We start from the raw sequence: 20,725 nt of genomic DNA, 5'->3' as shown, positions 1-20,725 counted from the left end.
GATGACGCTGTCCGCGCACGACTCCGCCGACCACATCTACGCCACCGGGCTGCGCAACCAGTGGCATCCGGTCGTCCCCTCCTCCTTCGTCGCGCCCGGCGCGATGCGCGAGGTCACCGCGCTCGGCGAGCGGTGGCTGCTGTTCCGCCGCTCCGACGGCGCGCTGTCGATGCTCGCCGACCGCTGCCCGCACCGCGGCGCGCCCCTCTCGCTGGGCAAGCACCTGGGCGACCGGGTGGCGTGCTGGTACCACGGTGTGGAGGTGGAGACCGACGGCACCGTCTCGTCCGTGCCGGGCCTGCCGGGCTGCAGCCTGGAGGGCAAGAAGCTCGTCGCGTCGCTGCCCGTGCGCGAGGTCGGCGGCGCGGTGCTCGCCTACTTCGGCGACGAGCACCACCCCGAACCGGCCGAACTGACGCTGCCCGAGCCGCTCACCGACCCCGACGTCGACGCGATCCTGTGCTACGCGGAGTGGAACGGCCCGTGGCGGTTCGCCGTGGAGAACCTGCTCGACCCGATGCACGGTGCGTTCCTGCACCACGAGTCGCACACGATGTACGACGGCGACACCACCGCGAAGTTCCGCATCCGCGAGACGGAGCGCGGCTACTTCTTCGAGAAGACCGACCAGCGGGGCGTCAACTTCGACTGGGTGGAGCTGTGCCGCACCGGGGTCGACTGGGTCGACCTGACCATTCCGTATCCGCCGTCGGCGGGCCCGGGCGGCCCGTTCGGGATCGTCGGCATGGTGTGCCCGGTCGACGAGCACCGCACCGGCGTCTTCTTCTGGCGCTACCGCCGGGTCCAGGGCTGGCAGCGCGACACCTGGCGCTTCCTCTACAGGACGCTCATCGAGGAGCGCCACTGGCAGGTCCTCGAACAGGACCGGGTGATGCTGGAGGCCATGCCGGCCGACGCCGACCAGCGGGAGAACCTCTACCAGCACGACCTGGGCGTGGTGCGGCTGCGCCGCATGTACCGCGCGCAGGCGGAGGCTCAGGCCTCCTCCGTGTGAGGCCCGTCTGGCTCCGCGAGGTCGGAGTCGGTGATGGACCGCTCCAGCTTGGACATCAGACGGGCCAGCTGACGGCGCTCGGCGGGCGAGAGTCCGCCGAGCATCCGGCGTTCGTTGTCGAGGTGCTCGGCGAAGACCTCGTCGATCTTGGCGAGTCCGGCGTCCGTGAGCCGTGAGTAGACGACGCGGCGGTCCTCGGCGTCGCGCTCGCGCACGATCAGGCCGTCCTTCTCCAGGCGGTCGATGCGCAGGGTCACCCCGGCCGAGGAGACCAGACCGGAGTCGGCCAGCTGGCCCGCCGTGAGGCGGTAGGGCGCGCCGGCCCTGCGCAGCGCGGTGAGCACGTCGAATCCGGCGACCGCGAGGCCGTGCCGCTCGATCGCGCCGGTGAGGCGGGTGTTGTAGCGGATGAAGGTGCGGTGCAGCCGGGCGAGGACCTCCAGGGGCGAGGTGTCGAGGTCGGGCCGCTCGCGCGCCCAGTCGTCGATGATCGACGCGACCGCGTCCGGCTGGTGCGCCGCCTTCTTCCCTGCCATGTGCCGCCCCTCCTTGGACCGCCCGGTGGTCGACCGGGATCCGTGAGGAAATCTTAGCCCTCAAAGAAATGGGCCAATCCCCGTACTCACCTGCGGGGCGGCCGCGCGAGGGGCCATAATCGCCTGATACATCCGATGTCTTTCCTGCTTTTTGACACGTGAGGCGAGGTCCCCATGGCTGTCACCGACGAGGCCATCGAGAAGATCAAGGGCATGATCGTCTCCGGCGCGCTGCGCCCCGGCGACCGGCTGCCCAAGGAGAGCGAACTCGCCGCCGAGCTGGGCCTTTCCCGCAACTCGCTGCGCGAGGCCGTGCGCGCGCTCTCCCTGATCCGGATCCTCGACGTGCGCCAGGGCGACGGCACGTACGTGACGAGCCTGGACCCCCAACTCCTGCTGGAGGCCCTGAGCTTCGTCGTCGACTTCCACCGCGACGACACCGTACTGGAGTTCCTCGCCGTGCGCCGGATCCTCGAACCGGCGGCCACGGCGATGGCCACGGCCCACATCACCGAGGCCGAACTGGACGCGCTGACCGCGCAGTTGGACGCGCTGGGCGAGGCGCCCTCGGTGGAGGAGCTGGTCGCCTGCGACCTGGAGTTCCACCGCGGCATCGTGCAGAGCGCCGGGAACTCCGTCCTGTGCTCCCTGCTCGACGGCCTGTCCGGGCCCACCACCCGGGCCCGCGTCTGGCGCGGCCTGACCCAGGAGGACGCGGTCAGCCGCACGCTCCACGAGCACCGGGCGATCCTGACCGCGCTGCGGGACCGCGACGCGGAGGCGGCGAGGTCCTGGGCGACGGTGCACATCGCGAGCGTGGAGCAGTGGCTGCGCTCGACGCTGTGACGCGGCCGTTTCCCGGCGGTGTGGATGGGCAGTGATCACGCACTCCCCCACGCAAGGGGGCTGCGGACGGGCCCCGCCGACGCCGTAAGGTTGGGGCGTACGCAAGGGAACGTCGGAAGGAGGCCTGGGTGATCGAGCTCGAGGGGGTACCCGAGCTGGTCGACCCGGTCATGGTGGCCGCGTTCGAGGGCTGGAACGACGCCGGCGACGCCGCCTCCACCGCGGTCGCGCATCTCGACAAGGAGTGGAAGGGCGAGGTGTTCGCGGCGCTGGACGCCGAGGACTACTACGACTTCCAGGTCAACCGCCCGACCGTCTGGCTGGACGGCGGAGTGCGCAAGATCACGTGGCCCACGACCCGGCTCTCGGTGGTCCGCGTCGGCGGCGACAAGCCGCGCGACCTCGTCCTGGTCCGCGGGATCGAGCCGTCGATGCGCTGGCGCTCGTTCTGCAACGAGATCCTGGGCTTCGCGCACGAGCTGGGCGTCGAGCTGGTGGTGATCATGGGCGCGCTGCTCGGCGACACCCCGCACACCCGCCCGGTCCCGGTCAGCGGCGTGACGTCCGACCCGGACCTGGCCCGCACCATGGACCTGGAGGAGACGAAGTACGAGGGCCCGACGGGCATCGTCGGCATCCTCCAGGAGGCGTGCACGCACGCGGGCGTCCCCGCCGTCAGCCTCTGGGCGGCCGTGCCGCACTACGTCTCGCAGCCGCCGAACCCGAAGGCCACGCTCGCGCTGCTCAACCGCCTGGAGGACCTGATCGACCTCAGGATCCCGCTGGGCGAGCTGGCCGAGGACGCGCGCGCCTGGCAGCTGGGCGTGGACCAGCTGGCCGCGGAGGACAGCGAGGTCGCGGAGTACGTCCAGTCCCTGGAGGAGGCGCGGGACACCGCGGAGCTCCCCGAGGCGTCGGGCGAGGCCATCGCCCGCGAGTTCGAGCGCTATCTGCGGCGCCGCGACGGCGGCGACGGGGCGGCGTACCTGCGGGACGCGCCCAGCGACCGCACCAGGCCGCCGAAGCCGAAGCCGACACAGCGGCCCGGTCCGGCCGCGGAGGGCGACGGGGACGGCAACGACGACTCCGGTCCCGGCGAGTCCTCGGACGACTGAGGGGTCCACACCAGAAGGGGGCGGCATCCGCACGGATGCCGCCCCCTTCTGGTGTTCATGACCGATCTGCCTCCCGTGACCGATCTGCTTCCCATGGCCGAATTGCGCAGGGTTCCCTCTTCAACTTCTTCTCAAACGCAGTTGCGCAAAAGAGGGGTGGACGAGCGGCCCGGCCCGTAGCAGGGTGTGCCCCGAAGGCGCGGCGCGGCGCACGGCACGGCACCCCCGAAGGACCGAAGGGAGCGGTGAAGCGATGACCCAGGCAGACCCGGCGCGGGACCCCGGAGCCGGTGGACCGGGCCCCGACGGAATGGGATTCACCTACCGAGGAGCCGAGCAGGAGCTGATCGTCGTCGCCCGGCCCGAGGCCCGGCTGCGTGCCGGGGAGCGGGAGATCCGCTCGGCGTCGGGCTCCGACGTCTCGGCCCTGAACATGTTCCTCTCCGACGAACAGCTCGCCCTGGAGCCCCTGTTCGGCAACGAGGAGCGGCTGCGGTCCGCCGCCCCGCCCGCCCCGGGCGAGGAGGACGTGCCCGACCTGGCCCTGTTCTACCGTGTGCGCGGCGGCGAGGAGCGCGCCCAGGAGCTGCGCGCGCGGATGGCCGCGCTGCCGGGCATCGACACGGCGTACGTCAAACCGGGCGCCGTCCCCGCCTCCATCAACCCCTCGCACACCCAGCCGCACGACCTCGACGAGGCGACCCGGCGCCGCAAGGAGGGCATGCCCGTCACGCCCGACTTCACCAGCCGCCAGGGCTACCTGAACCCGGCGCCCGAGGGCGTCGACGCCCGCTGGGCCTGGCAGCGCATCGGCGGCTCCGGCGAGGGCATCACGGTCATCGACGTGGAGGGCGCCTGGCAGCTGCGTCACGAGGACCTCGCGGCGAAGCTCGCCGGCGTCGTCATCGGCACCCCCATCCAGGACCTCGCCTGGCGCAACCACGGCACCGCCGTGATCGGTGTCATCGGCGGCGACCGCAACACCCTCGGCGTCACCGGCATCGCGCCGCAGGCCGTGACCGCGGCGGCCTCCTTCCAGCCGCTCGGCACGGCGGCCACCATCCACGCGGCGGCCGAGCGGCTGAACCCGGGCGACATCATCCTGCTCGAACTGCACCGCCCCGGACCGAAGTTCGACTTCGAGCCGCGCGACGACCAGAAGGGGTACATCGCGATCGAGTGGTGGCCCGACGACTACGCCGCGATCCGCTTCGCCACCGCCAAGGGCGTCCTCGTCGTGGGCGCGGCGGGCAACGGCGCGGAGTCCCTGGACGACGCGGCCTACGAACGCCGGCCCGACGGCTTCCCGTCCTGGTGGCGCAACCCGTTCAACCCCACCAACCGGTCCTCCGGCGCGGTCCTGGTCGGCGCGGGCGCGCCGCCGCCCGGCACGCACGGCCGCGACCACGGCCCCGACCGCTCCCGCCTGGCGTTCTCCAACTACGGCGCCCGCCTCGACGCCCAGGGCTGGGGCCGCGAGACCACCACGACCGGCGGCTTCTGGGACCGGCCCGGCGATCTTCAGGGCGGCGCCGAGGAGATCGCCTGGTACACCGACACGTTCTCCGGCACGTCCTCCGCCTCACCGGTCGTCGTCGGCGCCCTGGCCGCGCTCCAGGGCATGCTGAAGGCTTCCGGCCAGCAGCTGATGACGCCGGACCGGGCCCGCACGGTGCTGCGCTCCACGGGCTCGCCGCAGCAGGACGCGCCGGGCAGGCCCGCGTCCCAGCGGATAGGCAACCGCCCCGACATCAAGGCGGCGGTCACGAACCTGCTGCCGTCGGCGGTGGGTTCGGGGCGGGCCGAGCGGTACTGGGACGAACTGCTCCCGTATCCGCCCGAACTCCCGCCGAGGCTCCGGCTGTTCGTGGCCGGGGAGTGGCGCAATCTCGACAACCCGTCCCCCGAGACGCGGCAGGCGGTGCACGCCGCCTTCGCCGGGGGCCGACCGGACGTACGCGTCTGGTTCTCGGACGACGAGGTCGTCGGCCTGGTCGTCACGGGCTGAGTCACGACCCGCACGTCCAGCACGACCAGCACGACCGGAACGACCAGCACGTCCAGCACTGCTGAAGCACCACAACCATTGAGGGAAGGTGGCACCCGCATGAGCACCACCCCGCAGATGAGTCAGTTGGGCCAGCAACAAGGACAGCAGTACGGCCAGCAGTACGGGCCGCAGCAGTACGGCCAGCAGCAGTACGGCCAGCGGCAGCAGAGCCCGAGCACGTCCCCGCCGCAGCAGTACGGCCAGCAGCAGTACGGCCACCAGCAGGGCATGCAGGTTCCTTCGGGCATCCAGAGCTCGATGGGCATCCAGGGCCAGCAGGGCATGCCGGGCCAGCAGGGCATCCAGCAGGTCCCGCCGCAGCTGCGCCAGCAGCTCCAGCAGCTCGGCCAACAGCAGCCGTTCCAGCAGCTGCTTGAGCAGTTCGGCCAGGAGCAGGTCCCGCAGGCGCAGGCGCCCGAGATCAGCACCCAGGCGCTGACCTCGAACGTCGCGACGGCGTTCTGGGACGTCGTCCAGCCGCTGCCCGGCCAGGCGTCGACCCTGTATCTGCACGTCAACAACGCCTGGCGCGCGTTCATCAACCCGAACCCGCAGACCCACGACGAGGTCCAGGAAGCGTTCGCCTTCGGGCAGCAGGTGATCGGGTACTACGACACCAACAACCCGGGCTACCTGCTGGCCATCGTCGTCACCAAGTAGCGGCAGGGGCACGCGATCCTCTCCTCGCGTGAACAGACGGCGGCGCCGGGCGGAGTCCTTCCCGCCCGGCGCCGCTCCCTGTCCGCTCAGGCGCAGCTGAACCGGGCCGCGGCCCAGTCCGCGTGGTCCCCGCTCTTGGAGCCGTTGGTGTCCGTCACCTTCAGCTCCACGTGCCGCGCGCCGCTCACGTCGACGTCCACCGGCACGGTCGCCGAGGCGCCCGTCACCTTCGGCGAGGTCCACAGCACCTTGCCGTCGGCCTCGACGGAGAAGGCCACCTCGCCGTAGCCGTTGATCTCGTCGTCGATGCCCGCGTCCGCGGTGAACCGCGAGCAACGGCCGCCCGGATAGACCTCGATGACGGAGTCGGCGTGCGTGCCGATCCCCTTCTCGTACGTCTTACCGGCGAGGGTCAGCGTGCGGCCGTCCTCGGCGCCCGACTCTCCGTTGCTGCGGTCCCGTTCGGCGGGCCCGTAGCCGTTGGTGGATTTCAGCCACACCATGTCGCTCGCCCAGGTGTCCTGGTCCGGCGCCTGGGGCATCACGCCGAGCGCGAACCTTTGGACGGCCGTGCGCTCCTGCCCGGCCGCGCGGTGGCGGACGGTCGCGGTCAGCGGCTGTTCGCCGGGCTCCGCCCCCTTGGCCGGGGTGAGCGCCACCTCGACGCGGCGCGTGGCGCCCGCCGGGATCCGGCCGGTCCGCACGGTGCCGGCGGTCCAGCCCTCGGGGGCGTCGACGCCGACCTCGACGCCGGTGGCGTCCCGGGTGCCGGCCGTGACGTCGACGGCGACCTTCCCCGGCGTGCCCGCGCCGAGCTCCTGGCCCGCGGGAACCCCGACGGTGGCGGGGGCGCCGGGCACGGCACCGCCGACGGCGCTCGTGTCGTCGAGCCTCAGCTCGAAGGACCGGTCGGTGCGCTGGGCGGTGGTCTTCACCCGCACGACGCCGCCGCGGTCGTCCCGGTCGTAGAACCAGCCCTGCCGCGCGCCGTCGTACGCGGCCTTCGACGCGAGGCGCGGCAGCCGGTGCCCGCCGAGCTCCACGCGGCTCGGCGCGTCCCCGGTGTGCAGCGTGAACGCGTAGGGCCGCGCGTCCGCCTTCCCGGCGAACCCGCCCTTGCTCGCGCCGATCCGCACCCGCACGTCACCCGCGCCGGAGCGCGGCGCGCTCACGTCGGCACGCTGGACGGCATACTCGCCCGCGCGGTGCTGCCGGGTCACGCCGTCGTCCTCGTACAGCTCGAAGGACGAGGTGCCCTGCGGGTAGATGTCCCAGGCGAGCGGCGAGTCCGCCTTGCGGTCCTCGTAGGACCGGATGCCGCCCGGCCACATCGGCACGGTCGCGCCGCCCCGGACGAAGAGCGGCAGCGTGTCCAGGGGCGCGCTGTAGCCGTCGACCGTGGTCGGCCCCCGGTAGGTCCGCCCGCTCCAGTAGTCCGTCCAGGTGCCCTTGGGCAGGTAGATGCCGTCGCGGGTGGTGGTGTCCTTGTAGACGGGCGCGACGAGGAAGTCCTCGCCGGACAGGAACTCGTACTTGGCGGCGTCGGTCGCGGCCTTCGGGTCGTCCGGGTACTCCAGGGCCAGCGGTCGCACGGCGCCCACGCCGGTCTTGGTCGCCTCGTGCCCGTACGAGTAGAGGTAGGGCAGCAGGGACTCGTGCAGCTTCAGGTACCTGCGGTTGATGGAGGTGTAGGGCTCGCCCTGGCGGAAGGGCTGCTTGTCGCTGGCGGCCCAGCCGTCCATCGTCATCGTGACGGGCAGGAACATCTTCCACTGCAGGTCGCGTACGTACGTCTTGGGGCTGCCGCCGAAGATGCCGTCGACGTCACCCGTCGTGTAGGCGAGCCCGGACATGGTCGCCCCGGCGTACGTCGGGATCTGCCAGCGGATGTACTCCCAGCTGCCGCTCTGGTCGCCGGACCACTGCACGCCGCAGCGCTGCGCGCCCGACCAGCTCTCCGGCGCCCAGGTGAAGCCGCGGGCGTCGCTGTTGTCCTCGATGCCCCGGTAGGCGTCCTTGCAGCCGTCGAGCGCCTTCTTGTAGCCGTCGCCGACCCAGGCGACGTCCAGCTTGGCGACGCGCTGGCCGGCCTTGACCTGGTCGGCGATCTTCTCCAGGCCGTCCTCGGTCCACAGGCCCATCTTCATCTTGCGCTCGGCCAGGCCCTTGGAGGTCTCGGCGAGGTTCTCGTAGCCGCAGCCGTAGCCGTCGTTGACGAGCATCCAGCCGTTGGGCATGTCGTGCTCGACGTAGCCGTCGGCGACCTTCAGGGAGTCCAAGGTGTGGCGCTCGCCGCGGTTGGCGTTGTGCAGGTAGCAGTCGGCGTCGCCGATCTCCATGCCGTAGATCGGCGGCAGGAAGGGCTTGCCGGTCAGCTTCGTGTACTGCCCGATGACGTCCTTGGCCGCGTCGTCGCCCTTCCCGGCGAAGTAGTAGGCGTCGAAGCGCTGTTCCTTCGCGGTGGCGGTCACCGGCTCGGCGAAGTCGTAGGTGTTGGGCGCGTAGGTGTTCCTGAAGACGCCGTACCCCGCCGAGGAGAGGTAGAAGGGCACGGAGTTGGGGTGTCCGCCGTCGTCCCACTCGTAGTCGACGCCGACCTCGACCTTCTTGCCGCGGTGCGAGGTGTTGCCGCGGCCGTTCTGCATCCCCGCGCCGTAGAACTGCTCGTCGGCACCGCGCGCCAGACTCTGCGTCGTGGCGTCCTTCGTCCAGGAGAGCCCCTGGGACTCGGCCCAGACGCGGCTGCCGTCGGCGCGGTACAGGGCGAAGCGGAGCGGCGACTTGTAGGCGCGCAGCGTCACCTCGGAGGTGCTCAGCTCGTAACGGTCGCCCTTGTCCGCCCACGTGGTGCGCGGCGCCTTCCCCTGCGGCAGGACGATGTCCTTGCCCGCGGGGTCGGTGAACGTGCCGTCGGGGGCGAGTTCGAGCCGGAAGGTCTTGGGCGAGACGAAGCTGACGCGGGCCTCGGCGGCGCCCGCGGACAGCCGGTAGACGGCGCCTTCGTGGGCGAATCCGGTGACGTCGCCGACGGTGGTCGCGGGTTCGTCGGCGGCCCGCGCGGTACCGCCGCCGGGCCCCGCGAACGCCGCCAGAAGGCCCAGGAGGGCGGCCGCGGCCACCGATCTGAAGCGCGTGGGAGATCTCATGGGCGGAGGTCTAGCGCGTCAACGGCCCCCACGGCCATGGACTTTGATGGGCCGCTCCTGGATTTCCGGAGCGGCCCATTCGGGGTGACGGGGTGTGAGCCCGTCCGGCGTGTGAGGACGAGCCCGCAGGGCGATCGACCTCAGCGAGGAAAACCGCTACAGGGCCACGCCAAGAAGCGCGTCCACGGCACGGGACACGACACCGGGGGCGCCCTCGTCCGAGCCGCCCTCCGCGTCCTGGCGGGCCGCCCAGCGGTCGACCGCGGCGAGCGCCGTCGGCGCGTCCAGGTCGTTCGCGAGGGCGTCGCGGATCTCCTCGACCAGCGCCTCGGCGGCGGGCCCGTCGGGACGGGACACGGCCGCGCGCCAGCGGCCGAGCCGCTCGACGGCCTCCTCCAGGACGGCGTCCGTCCACTCCCAGTCCGCGCGGTAGTGGTGCGCGAGCAGGGCGAGGCGGATCGCGGCCGGGTCGACGCCGTCGCGCCGCAGCTTCGACACGAAGACGAGGTTGCCCTTGGACTTGGACATCTTCGCGCCGTCCAGGGCGACCATGCCGGCGTGGACGTACGCCTTGGCGAAGGGGAATTCGCCGGTCAGGACCTGGGCGTGCGAGGCGCCCATCTCGTGGTGCGGGAAGGCGAGGTCGGAGCCGCCGCCCTGCACGTCGAAGCCCATGCCCAGGTGGTCGAGGGCGATGGCCACGCACTCGATGTGCCAGCCGGGCCGGCCGCGGCCCAGGCTGCCGCCGTCCCAGCTCGGCTCGCCCTCGCGGGCCGCCATCCAGAGCATCGGGTCGAGCGGGTCCTTCTTGCCCGGCCGCTCCGGGTCGCCGCCGCGCTCGGCGGAGAGCAGCTTCATGGCGGCCGCGTCGAGCCCGGACACCTCCCCGAAGTGGGCGTCGGACTCGACGGAGAAGTAGACGTCGCCCTCCAGCTCGTAGGCGGCGCCCATGTCACGGAGCCGCTCGACGAGCGGCACGATGCCGGGTATCGCCTCGACGGCTCCGATGTAGTGCTTCGGCGGCAGGAGCCGCAGCGCGGTCATGTCCTCGCGGAACAGGGCGGTCTCGCCCTCGGCGAGCTCGACCCAGTCCTTGCCGTCGCGGTTGGCGCGTTCCAGGAGCGGGTCGTCCACGTCGGTCACGTTCTGGACGTAGTGAACCTGCCGCTTGGTGTCGAGCCACACGCGCTGCACGAGGTCGAACGCGTTGTAGGTCGCCGCGTGACCCATGTGGGTCGCGTCGTACGGGGTGATGCCGCAGACGTAGATACGGGCGACGGGACCGGGGTCGAGGGTGACGAGTCCGCCGGTCGCGGTGTCGTGGATCCGGAGGTCGCGGCCCTTGCCAGGAAGGGCGGGGACCTCAGAAGCGGGCCAGGCATGCATGCCATGAGCGTAACCGGACGGGGCGTCCGTATACGAGTGGGGATCTACATCCGCGTACGGATCACAGCGCCGCGGGGCCCCGCGGCCGGTGCGCTCACACCGGTGGCCAGGGAATGGCGGGCCACTCACCGGACGGCTCCGGGTGCCGGCCGGACTCCAGGAGCGCCGCCACCCGCGCGCGCAGCGCCCCGGTCTCCGCGCCGGTGATCAGCCCGCCGAGCCGCTCGGCCAGCGCGGCACCTTCCTTGAGCCCGTCCCGCAGGGCGCGCAGGACCTCCACCGCCTCGTCGGTCAGCGGCTCCCCCGCCCACCCCCACAGCAGCGTGCGCAGCTTGTTCTCGGCGTGGAAGGTGACCCCGTGGTCGATGCCGTAGAGGCGGCCGTCGGCGGCCAGCAGGTGGCCGCCCTTGCGGTCGCTGTTGTTGATCACCGCGTCGAGGACGGCGAGCCGCCGCAGCCGCACGTCGTCGGCGTGCACGAGCAGCGCCGTGCGCTCCTCGTCGACCTGCGCGAGGCCGATCGCCTTCCAGCCCTCGCCCGGCTCGTCGCCGTCGACCAGGGCCAGCAGCTCGGCGTCGCCGGAGTCCTCGATCCACAGCTGGCACATGCCCTCGCCGTGCGGCCCCTCCCGCAGCACGGTCGGCGGCACGAGGTCCCAGCCGGTGGCCAGCGACACCTCGTACGCGGCGACCTCGCGCTGCGCGAGCGTGCCGTCGGGGAAGTCCCACAGGGGGCGCTCCCCGGCGACGGGCTTGTAGACGCAGGCGGCCTCCCGGCCGTCGTACGCGACCGTGCAGTAGAGCACCGCGTTCGAGGCCTCGCGGATCCGCCCGCGCACGGTCAGCTCCCCGCGGGTGAGGAGCTCGACGGAATCCCGGACGGTCACGCTCCCCGCCGGTATCCGTTCTGGCGCGGGCATACGTGTCCTTCCGGGTCGAGCGGGAGGCTGCACAGCGGGCACGGCGGGCGGCCGGCGTTGACGACGTCGAGGGCGCGCTTGGCGAAGGCGCGGGCCTGCGCGCCGGTGAGCCGGACGCGCAGCATCGGCGGGCCGTTCTCCTCGTCCTGGAGGAGCCGCTCCTCGGCCTCGGCGAGGTCGTCCTCGGATTCGGCGTCCAGTTCGACGAGGGCCTGGGCCTCGACGATCATCCGCTCCTCCGCGCCGTCCCAGGCGAGCGCCATCGTGCCGACGCGGAACTCCTCCTCCACCGGGGAGTCGAGCGGCGCGCTGTCGGAGATCTCGGCGGGCGCGACGGCCGGCACGGCGGCACTGCCCCCGCTGCGGCGCACGACCTCGTCGAGGAGCTCCTCCATGCGCTCGGCGAGCGCGGCCACCTGGGTCTTCTCCAGGGCGACGCTGGTCACCCTGATGCCCGCGGAGGCCTGAAGGAAGAAGGTACGCCGTCCGGGCAGCCCGACCGTTCCCGCGACGAAACGCTCGGGCGGGTCGTAGAGGAACACCTGACGGGACACGTCCTGTCTCCATTGATTCGACTGCAAGTCGGCTTCACCCTACTGCGGGTGACGATCACGGTGCGCCCGCACCGCCCCCCACCGTGGCATCGCTGCCGGACGGCTGCTCGCGCGGCGCCAGCGAGGCGAAGTCCCCGGTGTCCCCGAGGCGTACGAGGAAGGGGCGCAGCCGTGTGTAGCGGATCACGGTGACGGAACAGGGTTCCACGGAGATGCGCTGGAACAGGTCGAGGTGGAGCCCGATGGCCTCGGCCACGAGCGACTTGATGATGTCGCCGTGCGAGCACATCAGGTACACGGCGTCCTCGCCGTGCTCGCGCTCGATGCGCTCGTTCCACTCGCGGACCGCCTCGGCCGCCCGGGTCTGCATGGCGCGCATGGACTCGCCGCCGGGGAAGGCCGCGGCGGAGGGGTGCCGCTGGACGACCTCCATCAGCGGTTCGTCGGCGAGCTCGGCGAGCTTGCGGCCCGACCAGTCGCCGTAGTCGCACTCCCCGATGCGGTCCTCGGTGTGCGCCTGGAGTCCGGGGCGGGCGGCGAGCAGCGGCGCCACGGTCTCCCTGCAGCGCTGCAGGGGACTCGTGACGACCTCGGAGATCGGCAGCGGGGCGAGCCGTTCGGGCAGCGCGGCGGCCTGGGCGGCGCCGCGCTCGTCGAGGGCCACTCCGGGGGTCCACCCGGCGAGCAGGCCCGCGGTGTTGGCGGTGGAGCGTCCGTGGCGGACGAGGATCAGCGTGGGCATGCGGTTCAGCCTAAGCGCCCGAGGAGGTGCGTCCGGTGTGGAGGTTGGGAAGAATGCGCGGTGTGATCGTCGACTGCGCCATCTACCGCGAGGGGCGACGGACCGAGGGCCCCGAGGACTTCTCCGATGCCCTGGACGAGGCACGGGCGGCCGGGGACGCGTTCGTGTGGATCGGTCTGCACGAGCCGACGGAGACCGAGTTCGACAAGGTCAGCCAGGAGTTCGGGCTGCATCCCCTGGCCGTGGAGGACGCCCTCAAGGCCCATCAGCGGCCCAAGCTGGAGGTCTACGACGACTCGCTGTTCATGGTCCTCAAGCCGGTCGTGTACGAGCCGGACAGCGACGCCGTCTCCTCCGGCGAGGTCATGGTCTTCGTGGGCGACTCGTTCGTGGTGACCGTCCGCCACGGCGAGGGCGCGCCGCTGGGCGTCGTACGCCACCGTCTGGAGGCCGACCCCGACGTCCTCAGACACGGCCCGACGGCGGTCCTGTACTCGATCGCCGACGCCTCGGTGGACCACTATCTGGAGGTCGCCGACGAGCTCCAGGCCGACCTGGAGGTCCTGGAGACGGAGGTCTTCTCGCCGGACGGCGGCGGTTCGCGCAACACGGCGTCCCGCATCTACACGTTCAAGCGGCAGATCCTCGAATTCCGGCGGGCCACCGGCCCGTTGGCACTGCCGGTGGCCCGCCTGTCCGGAGCGGGCCCCTTCGGTCCCGCCGTGCCGTTCGTGGACGAATCGGCACAGCCCTTCTTCCGGGACGTCTACGACCACCTGACGCGCGTGAACGAGTCGGTGGAGGGTCTGGACCGGCTCGTGTCGGACATCCTGTCCGCGCATCTGGCGCAGATGAGCGTGCGGCAGAACGACGACATGCGGAAGATCTCGGCGTGGGCGGCCATGGCCGCGGTCCCCACGATGATCGCGGGGGTCTACGGCATGAACTTCGACCACATGCCCGAGCTGCACTGGTGGTGGGCCTACCCCGCGGTGATCGTCCTCATGGTCCTCCTGGAGGTCGGCCTGTACCGGATGTTCAAGCGCCGCGGCTGGCTCTAGCGCGCGGGCCGGGCTCCCGGCTCAGGCGAACTCGGGGGCCGCCGCCGCGGGCCCGCCCAGGGCGTCGCGCCGCTCGGGCATCCGCAGGGACACCATGCGCCGCCAGCCGCCGAGCCGCTCGTACCCGTACACGGCGTGGATGCCGGCGGCGAGCAGCTTCCGTTTGGCCGGGGACCAGCGGAGGATGCGGCCCATGTGGTCCATCACGGCGAGGCTCACGTCGCGGTAGACGCGAATCTCGGCCAGCGCGCACTCGCGCAGGGTCCGCTGGATGGCGTGGCCGTGTCCGGCGCGGGCGAAGCGCAGCAGCTCCTCGTGGCAGTAGGCCAGGTGGTTGTCCTCGTCGTGGGAGATCATCCGCACCGCGCGCCCGATGTCCGGGTGGTCGGCGAAGTACTTGAGGAGCAGCCGCATCTGCTCGGAGGCCCGCTGTTCGGTCACCCTGCTGTGGGCGAGATACGTGACGATGTCCTGCACGGTGAGCGGCTGCTCGGCCTTCAGCTGCTCGTGCGCGAGGCCGATGCCGTGCCTCTCCAGGAGCATGGTGTAGTCGGTCTCGTGCGGGATGTCGACCGGTTGCAGGCCGCGCTTCTTCATCAGGGCGTGGAAGATCCTGCCGTGCTTGTCCTCGTCGGCGCCGTGCCGGGCGATCTTGGGCGCGAGCGCCCGCTCGCCCTCGGGGACGAGGGCGGCGATGCGGCCGTTCTCCCAGCCGCCCTGGGCCTCACCACTGGCCGCGATGGAGCAGAAGAGCCGGAACGACTCGTCGTTGTCGAGGATCTCTTCGAAGACAGTCCTGGCCGAAAGCATCACTGGCACCTCCATGCCCTGTGTGCGAACCTCCGCAAAGAAATAGTCAAGTGCGAGGTTCACGACAGGGCAACAGCTGTACAAGTCAGCTCCGCCGAACGAAGGACGCCGACCGCCCCGGAGGCCGTAACCGCGGGCCCCGTGACGCGTTGTTCCCCGTGACGGCCGTGGCGGGGAAGACCCCCCGAGCCCCCACCACGGCCGCAGAAATCCTTCTCTTCCTCCTGGGCGATCCCGTTTGCGCGATCGCGGCCCCCGGCTACGCCAGTCCGGCGCGCTCCAGGGCCTCCGTGCCGGCCCGCAGCGAGGCGAGCCGCTCGTCCAGCGTGAAGCCCGCGGGGGCCAGGGTGAGCGTGGTGACGCCGGCCGCGGCGTAGGCCCGCATCCGGTCGGCGATCCGGTCCACGGAACCGAGCAGGGTCGTCGAGTCGATCAGCTGCTGCGGCACCGCGGCGGCCGCGCCCTCCTTGTCGCCCGCCAGGTACTTGTCCTGGATCTCGGCGGCCTCCTTCTCGTACCCCATGCGCTGCGCGAGCTGGTTGTAGAAGTTCTGCTTGCGGCTGCCCATGCCGCCGACATACAGCGCGGTGTAGGGCCGGAACATGTCGGCGAGCGCGCCCACCTGGGAGTCCTCGCCGACGGCGAGCGGCAGCGTCGGGACGACGTCGAAGCCCTCCATCGTCTTGCCGGCCTTCTCGCGCCCGGCGCGCAGATGCCGGATCGCGGTCTCCTCCAGGTGCTCGGCGGCCGGGAAGATCAGCAGGGCGCCGTCGGCGATCTCGCCGGTCTGCTCCAGGTTCTTGGGGCCGATCGCGGCGACATAGAGCGGGATGTGCTCGCGCTGCGGGTGGACGGTCAGCTTGATGGGCTTGCCGGGGCCGCCGGGCAGCGGCAGCGTCCAGTGCTCGCCCTCGTAGGAGAGGCGCTCGCGGGTCATGGCCTTGCGCACGATCTCGACGTACTCGCGCGTGCGGGCCAGCGGCTTGTCGAACTTCACGCCGTACCAGCCCTCGGAGACCTGCGGGCCCGACACGCCGAGGCCCAGGCGGAAGCGGCCGCCGGAGAGCGAGTCGAGGGTGGCCGCCGTCATCGCGGTCATCGCGGGCTGCCGGGCCGGGATCTGGAAGATCGCGGAGCCGATGTCGATGCGTTCGGTCTGCGCGGCCACCCAGGAGAGCACCGTCGCGGCGTCCGAGCCGTACGCCTCGGCGGCCCAGCAGACCGCGTAGCCGAGCTTGTCGGCCTCCTTGGCGACGGCGAGATTGTCCGCGTCCATCCCGGCGCCCCAGTAGCCGAGGTTGATCCCGAGCTGCATGGCCGATCCCCTAACCGATGTACTCATGAGTAACGTCCCTGTGCCGGGGACTGTAGCGCGCGGCGGCGGATCCGTCAGTGACGGGCGGGACGAGAGGGGCCCTCGCCCTCCTTCGCGGCGGGAGGGCGCGGGGGCGCGCGGGGGCGCCTTCCCTCGAACCGGTGGCCGAGTTATCCATAATCGCTGGTTTGTCCACAGGCTCGCCCGTCACGGGAGCCCGGCCAGTAATCTCAGCGCCCATGGAGCAGAGGCATCTCGGCCGGACCGGCCTGCGCGTGTCCCGCATCGGACTCGGCACCCTCACCTGGGGTCACACCGAGGAGAACGACGCCGCCGACCTGTTGAAGGTGTTCTGGGAGGCGGGCGGCACCCTCGTCGACACCGCCGACGTGTACGGCGACGGGGAGGCCGAGTATCTGCTCGGGCGCCTGATCGAGCGGCTCGTGCCCCGGCGCGATCTGGTCATCGCGACCAAGGCGGGCAGCGTGCCGGACCCCGAGCGCCGCTTCGACGGCTCTCGGGGTCACCTGCTCTCCGCGCTGGACGCCTCGCTCGCCCGCCTCGGCACGGACCACGTGGACCTGTGGCAGGTGCACGCCTTCGATCCGGACACGCCTCTGGAGGAGACGCTCCAGGCGCTCGACATAGCCGTCACCAGCGGGCGTGCCCGCTATGCGGGGGTCTCCAACTTCTGCGGCTGGCAGCTCGCCAAGGCCGCCACCTGGCAGCTGGCCCACCCGGGCACCCGCACCGGCCTGGCCAGTACGCAGATGGAGTACTCCCTGCTGCAGCGCGGCGTGGAGCGCGAGGTGCTGCCCGCGGCCGTCGACCTGGGCGTGGGGCTGCTGCCCTCCTCGCCGCTCGGCCGGGGCGTGCTGACGGGGAAGTACCGTCACTCCACGCCCGCCGACTCGCGCGGCGGCTCCGACCAGATGTCCGCGTTCGTCGCGCCGTACCTGGACGACACGGCGGGCCGCATCGTCGACGCGGTCGCGACGGCCGCCGACGGCCTCGCCACCAGCCCGCTGCACGTCGCCCTCGCCTGGGTGCGCGACCGCCCCGGAGTGACGGCCCCGATCATCGGCGCGCGCAACGCGCAGCAGCTCACGGCCGCATTGTCAGTGGAGACCCTTAGTCTTCCTGACGAGATCTGCCAGGCGCTCGACGACGTGTCGGCGCCCGTGCACCGCTATCCCGATCACGACTGGAGCACGCTGTGAGTACGGAACCCGCTGCCGCGGAGGAAGCCGCGCCGGGGACGCCGGAGGCCGAGGCCGCGCCGGACACCGCATCCGGCGCCACCGCCGAGGCCGAGGCCGACGGCGTGTCGGACGGCGAGGGCGCGCCCGGCCCGGACGGAGACGCGGACGAAGACGCGGGCGAGGGCGAGGGCCAGGGCGACGGTGACGGCGCGGCGGAAGGTGCCGCTGCGGATGCCGCCGAAGGCACCGAGCTGTCCGAGACCGAGGCCGAGATCGCGGCCCAGCGCGAGCTGCGCGAGCGGATCGAGCAGCGCAAGGCGGCCAAGCAGGGGCCGATCGACGCCGGGACCAAGCTGAGCGGGACCGCGGCCGACCTGCTCGCCGCCGTGCGGGCCGTGGAGAGCGGCGAGAAGCCGGTCGCCGGAGCCTTCCGGGAGCCGGAGCCCGCGCCGCGCAAGGCCGCACCCTCCCCCGCCCCCGAGCCCGTGCGCCCGCCGCAGGCCGCGCCGGCCCCGGCCGCGCGGACCGTCGACGCGGTCCGTGCCGTGCTCACCGAAGGCGGAGCGCCGGCCGCGCTCGCCGACCGGACGGCCGCCGCGCTCGGCGAGGACGCCGAGGAGCAGCTGCGCACGGACCCCTGGCAGCTGCTGCGGGTCTCCGGAGTGCGGCCCGAGCAGGCCGACGGCTTCGCGCGGGCGCTGCTCGGCGCGGAGTGCGGGCCCGCCGACGAGCGCAGGGGCCGCGCGGTCACCGTCTGGCTCCTGGAACAGGCCGCCGTCGCGGGACACACGGCGCTCGACGCCCCGGCCCTGACCGCGGCCCTCGGGCGGTACGGGGTGCCGGAGCCCGACGAGGCCGTGCAGAGCGCGCTCGCGGAGGGCGACGCCCTGGTCTTCCAGGACGCCCTCGAAGGGGCCGAGGTGCCGGTCCAGCGCGCCGACGGCGAAGGCGCGGGCGCGGCGGGCGAGGACGGCGAGGAGGCCGAGCCGGAGCGCCCGGTCCGCGTCCTGATCGGCCTGGAGCGGTACGCCCTGGCCGAGGAGAGCCTCGCCGACGGCCTCGCCCGGGTGATCAATTCCCTCTCGAAGGACGAGGCCTCGGGCCCGCGGGACGCCGACTGGGAGGCCTCCGCCGCGCGGGCTTCGGGGTCCGCGGCCGAGCTGATCCGCGCCGTCGCCGGGCACGGCCTGGTGCTGCACTCCGGCGGCGAGGAGTCGCGCGCGGAGCCCGCGGCGCTGGTCAGCGCCGCGGCCGGGCTCGGCCTGCGGGTGTGCGCCGCGGCCCACGGCGCCGACGGACGCCGCCGCCTCGCCGCCGCGACGGGCTCGGCACAGACCGCGGTGACCGTGGCGGGGCTGCTCTCCGGGACCGAGGGCCCCGGGCGCGACGCGGACGGCGCGCTCGCGCTCGACCTCCTCGTGGTCCTGGACGCGCCGCAGCTGGACGTGGAGACGGCGGCGATGCTCGTGGAGTCCCTGCCGGACGGCGCCCGTCTGGTGCTCGCCGGCGACCCCGGCGTGCTGTGGTCGGCGGGTCCGGGCCGGGTCTTCGCCGACCTCGTCGCCGCCCGCTGCTGCCCGCAGGTCGTCTCGCGCACCCCGGACCCGGGCCCCATCGGCGAGCTGACGTCGGGCATCGGCATCGGCGAGCTGGCCGAGGTCGAGGCGCCCGGCAAGGAGGTCGTCCTGGTCCCGGTGCGTGACGCCGCCGAGGCGATCCACCGCACCGTGCAGCTCGTCGCGGACTCGGTGCCGCGGGCGATCGGGGTGCCCGCCGAGCAGACCCAGGTCATCACGCCCGGCCACGGCGGCGCCGCGGGCACGCGCGCGCTGAACGCCGCGCTGAAGGAGCGGCTGAACCCGGGCCCGGGGCGGTTCGGCGGCTTCGACCCCGGCGACCGCGTCGCCCACTCCCCCGCGCCGGGGCGCACGACGCTCGGCCGCGTGGTGCGGGCCGACGCGGAGGGGCTGCACCTGGAGTGCGACGGCGCCCCCGTCGTCGTGGGCAAGGAGCGGGTGGAGCAGGAGGTGCGGCACGCCTGGGCGCTCACCGCGCACCAGGCGACGGGGCTGCGCTGGCCCGCCGCGGTCGTGGTGCTGCCGGGCGACGCGGCGCAGGTCCTGACCCGACCGTGGGTCTACACCGCGTTCAGCCGCGCGGAGCGGCATCTGTCGGTCGTCCAGGGCGTGGGGCAGGAGCTGCCGCGCGCGGTGGCCGAGCGCCTCTGGAAGGACCGTACGACGCGCCTGGGGACGCTGCTGCGCCCCCAGGTGCCGACGGCGGCGGCCTGACCTCTTCCGGCGCGGCCAAGGGCCCCTCCCGAGGAGGAGGGGCCCCGGCGGTTGCAGGAGCGATTCGGCGCGAACGCGCTGCGTACGGCCGTCAGCGGCCGACGCCCGTGGCGCCCCTGCCGTCCCGTTCGTCCTCGTCGATCTCGTCGATCTCGTCGAGGGACACGGCCACCCCCGGGTCGATGTCGTCGACGTCCGTGTCGAGGCCGTCGACGCCGTCGTCGTCCAGTTCGTCGTCGAAGACCGCGCTGACGTCGAAGCGGCACACCACGCGGTGCGGGTCGGCCTGGTCGAAGGGGGCGTCGAGCCACTCCCCCGTCTCGGCGGAGGCGTCCGCGGCGGTGACCCAGAGCGTGGAGTCGCCCTCCTCCAGACCGAACTCCTTGTGCCGGGAGGCGATTTCGTCCGGTTCGAACTCCCCGAAGAGGACGCCGAGCGCGCCGTGCACGGTGTCGGCGGGGCCGGGACCCGCCTCGCCGCCCGCGTCGAGGTCGGCGACCCGCTGGGCCTGGGCGAGGAGTCGCTGCGGCTCCACCACGGCGTAGTCGCGGCGGATCAGCACGCTCAGCGCGTTCGCCTCCTCCGGGCCCTCGTACGGCGGCAGCTGGTCGCCGGTGCCGGGGATCTCGAAGGGGGTGACCTCGTCGTAGCGGTCGTAGAGGAGCTCGTCGTACTCCTCGGCCGCGGCGGCGAGTTCGTTGAACGCTTCGTAGACGGCCGGGTCGTCCTCGCCCGACCTGCGTTCGACCGCGGCCAAGTGGCGGTCGAGCGCGGTCTTGACCGCCTCGGCGGCGGCGCGTACCTCGGCAGCGGTGGGCTGCGCAGCATCAGACATAGTGCAGACGCTATCCGTACCGGGCCCATGCCCGCACAATAGATGCGATGCCGGAATACGAATTTGTCGACGTGTATGTACCGCGCGGGGTCACCCGCAAGGAAGCCACGCGCCTGCTGACGGACCATGCGGAGTACGGACACTGGGAGTTGGACCGTCTCAGCCTGCACCGCGACGGCAGCCGCAGGGTGCGGCTGAAGCGACGGATCATCCGCCAGGTGAGAGCCACCTGGTGACCGGGG

The 20,725-nt window shown here is 72.6% G+C and carries 18 protein-coding genes; 9 read left to right on the top strand and 9 right to left on the bottom strand.

Annotation, left to right across the window (positions count from 1 at the left end):
- Position 1: 1 nt before the first annotated feature.
- Complete coding sequence (locus tag AB0L89_RS31890) at positions 2 to 1,015, top strand: aromatic ring-hydroxylating dioxygenase subunit alpha (RefSeq protein WP_365148703.1); 1,014 nt, start codon at positions 2 to 4, stop codon at positions 1,013 to 1,015.
- On the opposite strand, the gene AB0L89_RS31885 is transcribed toward AB0L89_RS31890, so the two are convergent.
- The gene (locus tag AB0L89_RS31885) at positions 997 to 1,551 is read right to left on the bottom strand and encodes a MarR family transcriptional regulator (protein WP_365148700.1); all 555 of its coding nucleotides are present in this window, start codon (positions 1,549 to 1,551) and stop codon (positions 997 to 999) included. The genes AB0L89_RS31890 and AB0L89_RS31885 overlap by 19 nt on opposite strands.
- Before the next feature lie 174 nt (positions 1,552 to 1,725).
- Here AB0L89_RS31885 and AB0L89_RS31880 point away from each other — a divergent pair, with 174 nt between their 5' ends.
- From AB0L89_RS31880 to AB0L89_RS31865, 4 genes are all read left to right on the top strand, one after another.
- Positions 1,726 to 2,397, top strand: a complete 672-nt coding sequence (locus AB0L89_RS31880) for a FadR/GntR family transcriptional regulator (RefSeq protein WP_055702570.1) — start codon at positions 1,726 to 1,728, stop codon at positions 2,395 to 2,397.
- 128 nt (positions 2,398 to 2,525) lie between these two features.
- Positions 2,526 to 3,512 carry a PAC2 family protein gene (locus tag AB0L89_RS31875; protein ID WP_365148696.1) on the top strand — a complete coding sequence of 329 codons (987 nt, stop codon included), beginning with the start codon at positions 2,526 to 2,528 and terminating at the stop codon, positions 3,510 to 3,512.
- 253 nt (positions 3,513 to 3,765) lie between these two features.
- Entirely contained in the window at positions 3,766 to 5,520 is a 1,755-nt protein-coding gene (locus tag AB0L89_RS31870; RefSeq protein WP_365148693.1) for a S8 family peptidase, read from the top strand.
- Positions 5,521 to 5,619: 99 nt separating this feature from the next.
- Positions 5,620 to 6,222 (top strand): hypothetical protein, encoded by a 603-nt coding sequence (locus tag AB0L89_RS31865; protein WP_365148690.1) that lies wholly within the window; start codon positions 5,620 to 5,622, stop codon positions 6,220 to 6,222.
- Positions 6,223 to 6,308: 86 nt separating this feature from the next.
- Here AB0L89_RS31865 and AB0L89_RS31860 read toward each other — a convergent pair whose 3' ends face one another.
- From AB0L89_RS31860 to AB0L89_RS31840, 5 genes are all read right to left on the bottom strand, one after another.
- Positions 6,309 to 9,368: an NPCBM/NEW2 domain-containing protein gene (locus tag AB0L89_RS31860; protein ID WP_365148687.1), complete on the bottom strand. Its 3,060-nt coding sequence runs from the start codon at positions 9,366 to 9,368 to the stop codon at positions 6,309 to 6,311.
- A 156-nt stretch (positions 9,369 to 9,524) separates the two neighbouring features.
- Positions 9,525 to 10,754 carry a cysteine--1-D-myo-inosityl 2-amino-2-deoxy-alpha-D-glucopyranoside ligase gene (gene mshC, locus AB0L89_RS31855; RefSeq protein ID WP_365148684.1) on the bottom strand — a complete coding sequence of 410 codons (1,230 nt, stop codon included), beginning with the start codon at positions 10,752 to 10,754 and terminating at the stop codon, positions 9,525 to 9,527.
- Positions 10,755 to 10,848: 94 nt separating this feature from the next.
- Positions 10,849 to 11,673 carry an SCO1664 family protein gene (locus AB0L89_RS31850; RefSeq protein WP_365148681.1) on the bottom strand — a complete coding sequence of 275 codons (825 nt, stop codon included), beginning with the start codon at positions 11,671 to 11,673 and terminating at the stop codon, positions 10,849 to 10,851.
- Positions 11,637 to 12,227, bottom strand: coding sequence for a DUF3090 domain-containing protein (locus tag AB0L89_RS31845; RefSeq protein ID WP_365148678.1), 591 nt, complete (start codon positions 12,225 to 12,227; stop codon positions 11,637 to 11,639). Before AB0L89_RS31845 ends, AB0L89_RS31850 begins: the two co-directional genes overlap by 37 nt.
- Before the next feature lie 55 nt (positions 12,228 to 12,282).
- On the bottom strand, positions 12,283 to 12,969 hold the full coding sequence (locus AB0L89_RS31840; protein WP_365148675.1) for a histidine phosphatase family protein: 687 nt from the start codon (positions 12,967 to 12,969) through the stop codon (positions 12,283 to 12,285).
- Positions 12,970 to 13,031: 62 nt separating this feature from the next.
- Here AB0L89_RS31840 and corA point away from each other — a divergent pair, with 62 nt between their 5' ends.
- Positions 13,032 to 14,030 (top strand): magnesium/cobalt transporter CorA, encoded by a 999-nt coding sequence (gene corA / locus AB0L89_RS31835; protein WP_365148840.1) that lies wholly within the window; start codon positions 13,032 to 13,034, stop codon positions 14,028 to 14,030.
- A gap of 21 nt (positions 14,031 to 14,051) precedes the next feature.
- Here the strand turns inward: corA and AB0L89_RS31830 are convergent, their stop codons facing one another.
- Both AB0L89_RS31830 and AB0L89_RS31825 read right to left on the bottom strand, forming a co-directional pair.
- The gene (locus AB0L89_RS31830; RefSeq protein ID WP_365148672.1) at positions 14,052 to 14,840 is read right to left on the bottom strand and encodes a ferritin-like domain-containing protein; all 789 of its coding nucleotides are present in this window, start codon (positions 14,838 to 14,840) and stop codon (positions 14,052 to 14,054) included.
- Positions 14,841 to 15,099: 259 nt separating this feature from the next.
- Positions 15,100 to 16,155, bottom strand: coding sequence for an LLM class F420-dependent oxidoreductase (locus tag AB0L89_RS31825; RefSeq protein ID WP_365148837.1), 1,056 nt, complete (start codon positions 16,153 to 16,155; stop codon positions 15,100 to 15,102).
- A 239-nt stretch (positions 16,156 to 16,394) separates the two neighbouring features.
- Here AB0L89_RS31825 and AB0L89_RS31820 point away from each other — a divergent pair, with 239 nt between their 5' ends.
- Positions 16,395 to 17,375 (top strand): aldo/keto reductase, encoded by a 981-nt coding sequence (locus AB0L89_RS31820; RefSeq protein ID WP_365148669.1) that lies wholly within the window; start codon positions 16,395 to 16,397, stop codon positions 17,373 to 17,375.
- Positions 17,372 to 19,648 (top strand): helix-hairpin-helix domain-containing protein, encoded by a 2,277-nt coding sequence (locus AB0L89_RS31815; protein WP_365148666.1) that lies wholly within the window; start codon positions 17,372 to 17,374, stop codon positions 19,646 to 19,648. The genes AB0L89_RS31820 and AB0L89_RS31815 overlap by 4 nt, the downstream gene beginning before the upstream one ends.
- A gap of 91 nt (positions 19,649 to 19,739) precedes the next feature.
- Here the strand turns inward: AB0L89_RS31815 and AB0L89_RS31810 are convergent, their stop codons facing one another.
- Positions 19,740 to 20,483, bottom strand: a complete 744-nt coding sequence (locus tag AB0L89_RS31810) for a hypothetical protein (protein ID WP_365148663.1) — start codon at positions 20,481 to 20,483, stop codon at positions 19,740 to 19,742.
- Positions 20,484 to 20,530: 47 nt separating this feature from the next.
- Here AB0L89_RS31810 and AB0L89_RS31805 point away from each other — a divergent pair, with 47 nt between their 5' ends.
- Positions 20,531 to 20,719: a DUF5703 family protein gene (locus AB0L89_RS31805; protein WP_055702557.1), complete on the top strand. Its 189-nt coding sequence runs from the start codon at positions 20,531 to 20,533 to the stop codon at positions 20,717 to 20,719.
- The last annotated feature ends 6 nt before the right edge of the window (positions 20,720 to 20,725 follow it).

Origin of the sequence: Streptomyces sp. NPDC052114 (assembly GCF_040680155.1) — a bacterium.
Lineage (GTDB): Bacteria > Actinomycetota > Actinomycetes > Streptomycetales > Streptomycetaceae > Streptomyces.
Note: the sequence above shows the minus strand (reverse complement) of the source record. Positions and strands in the feature narration are given on the sequence as shown.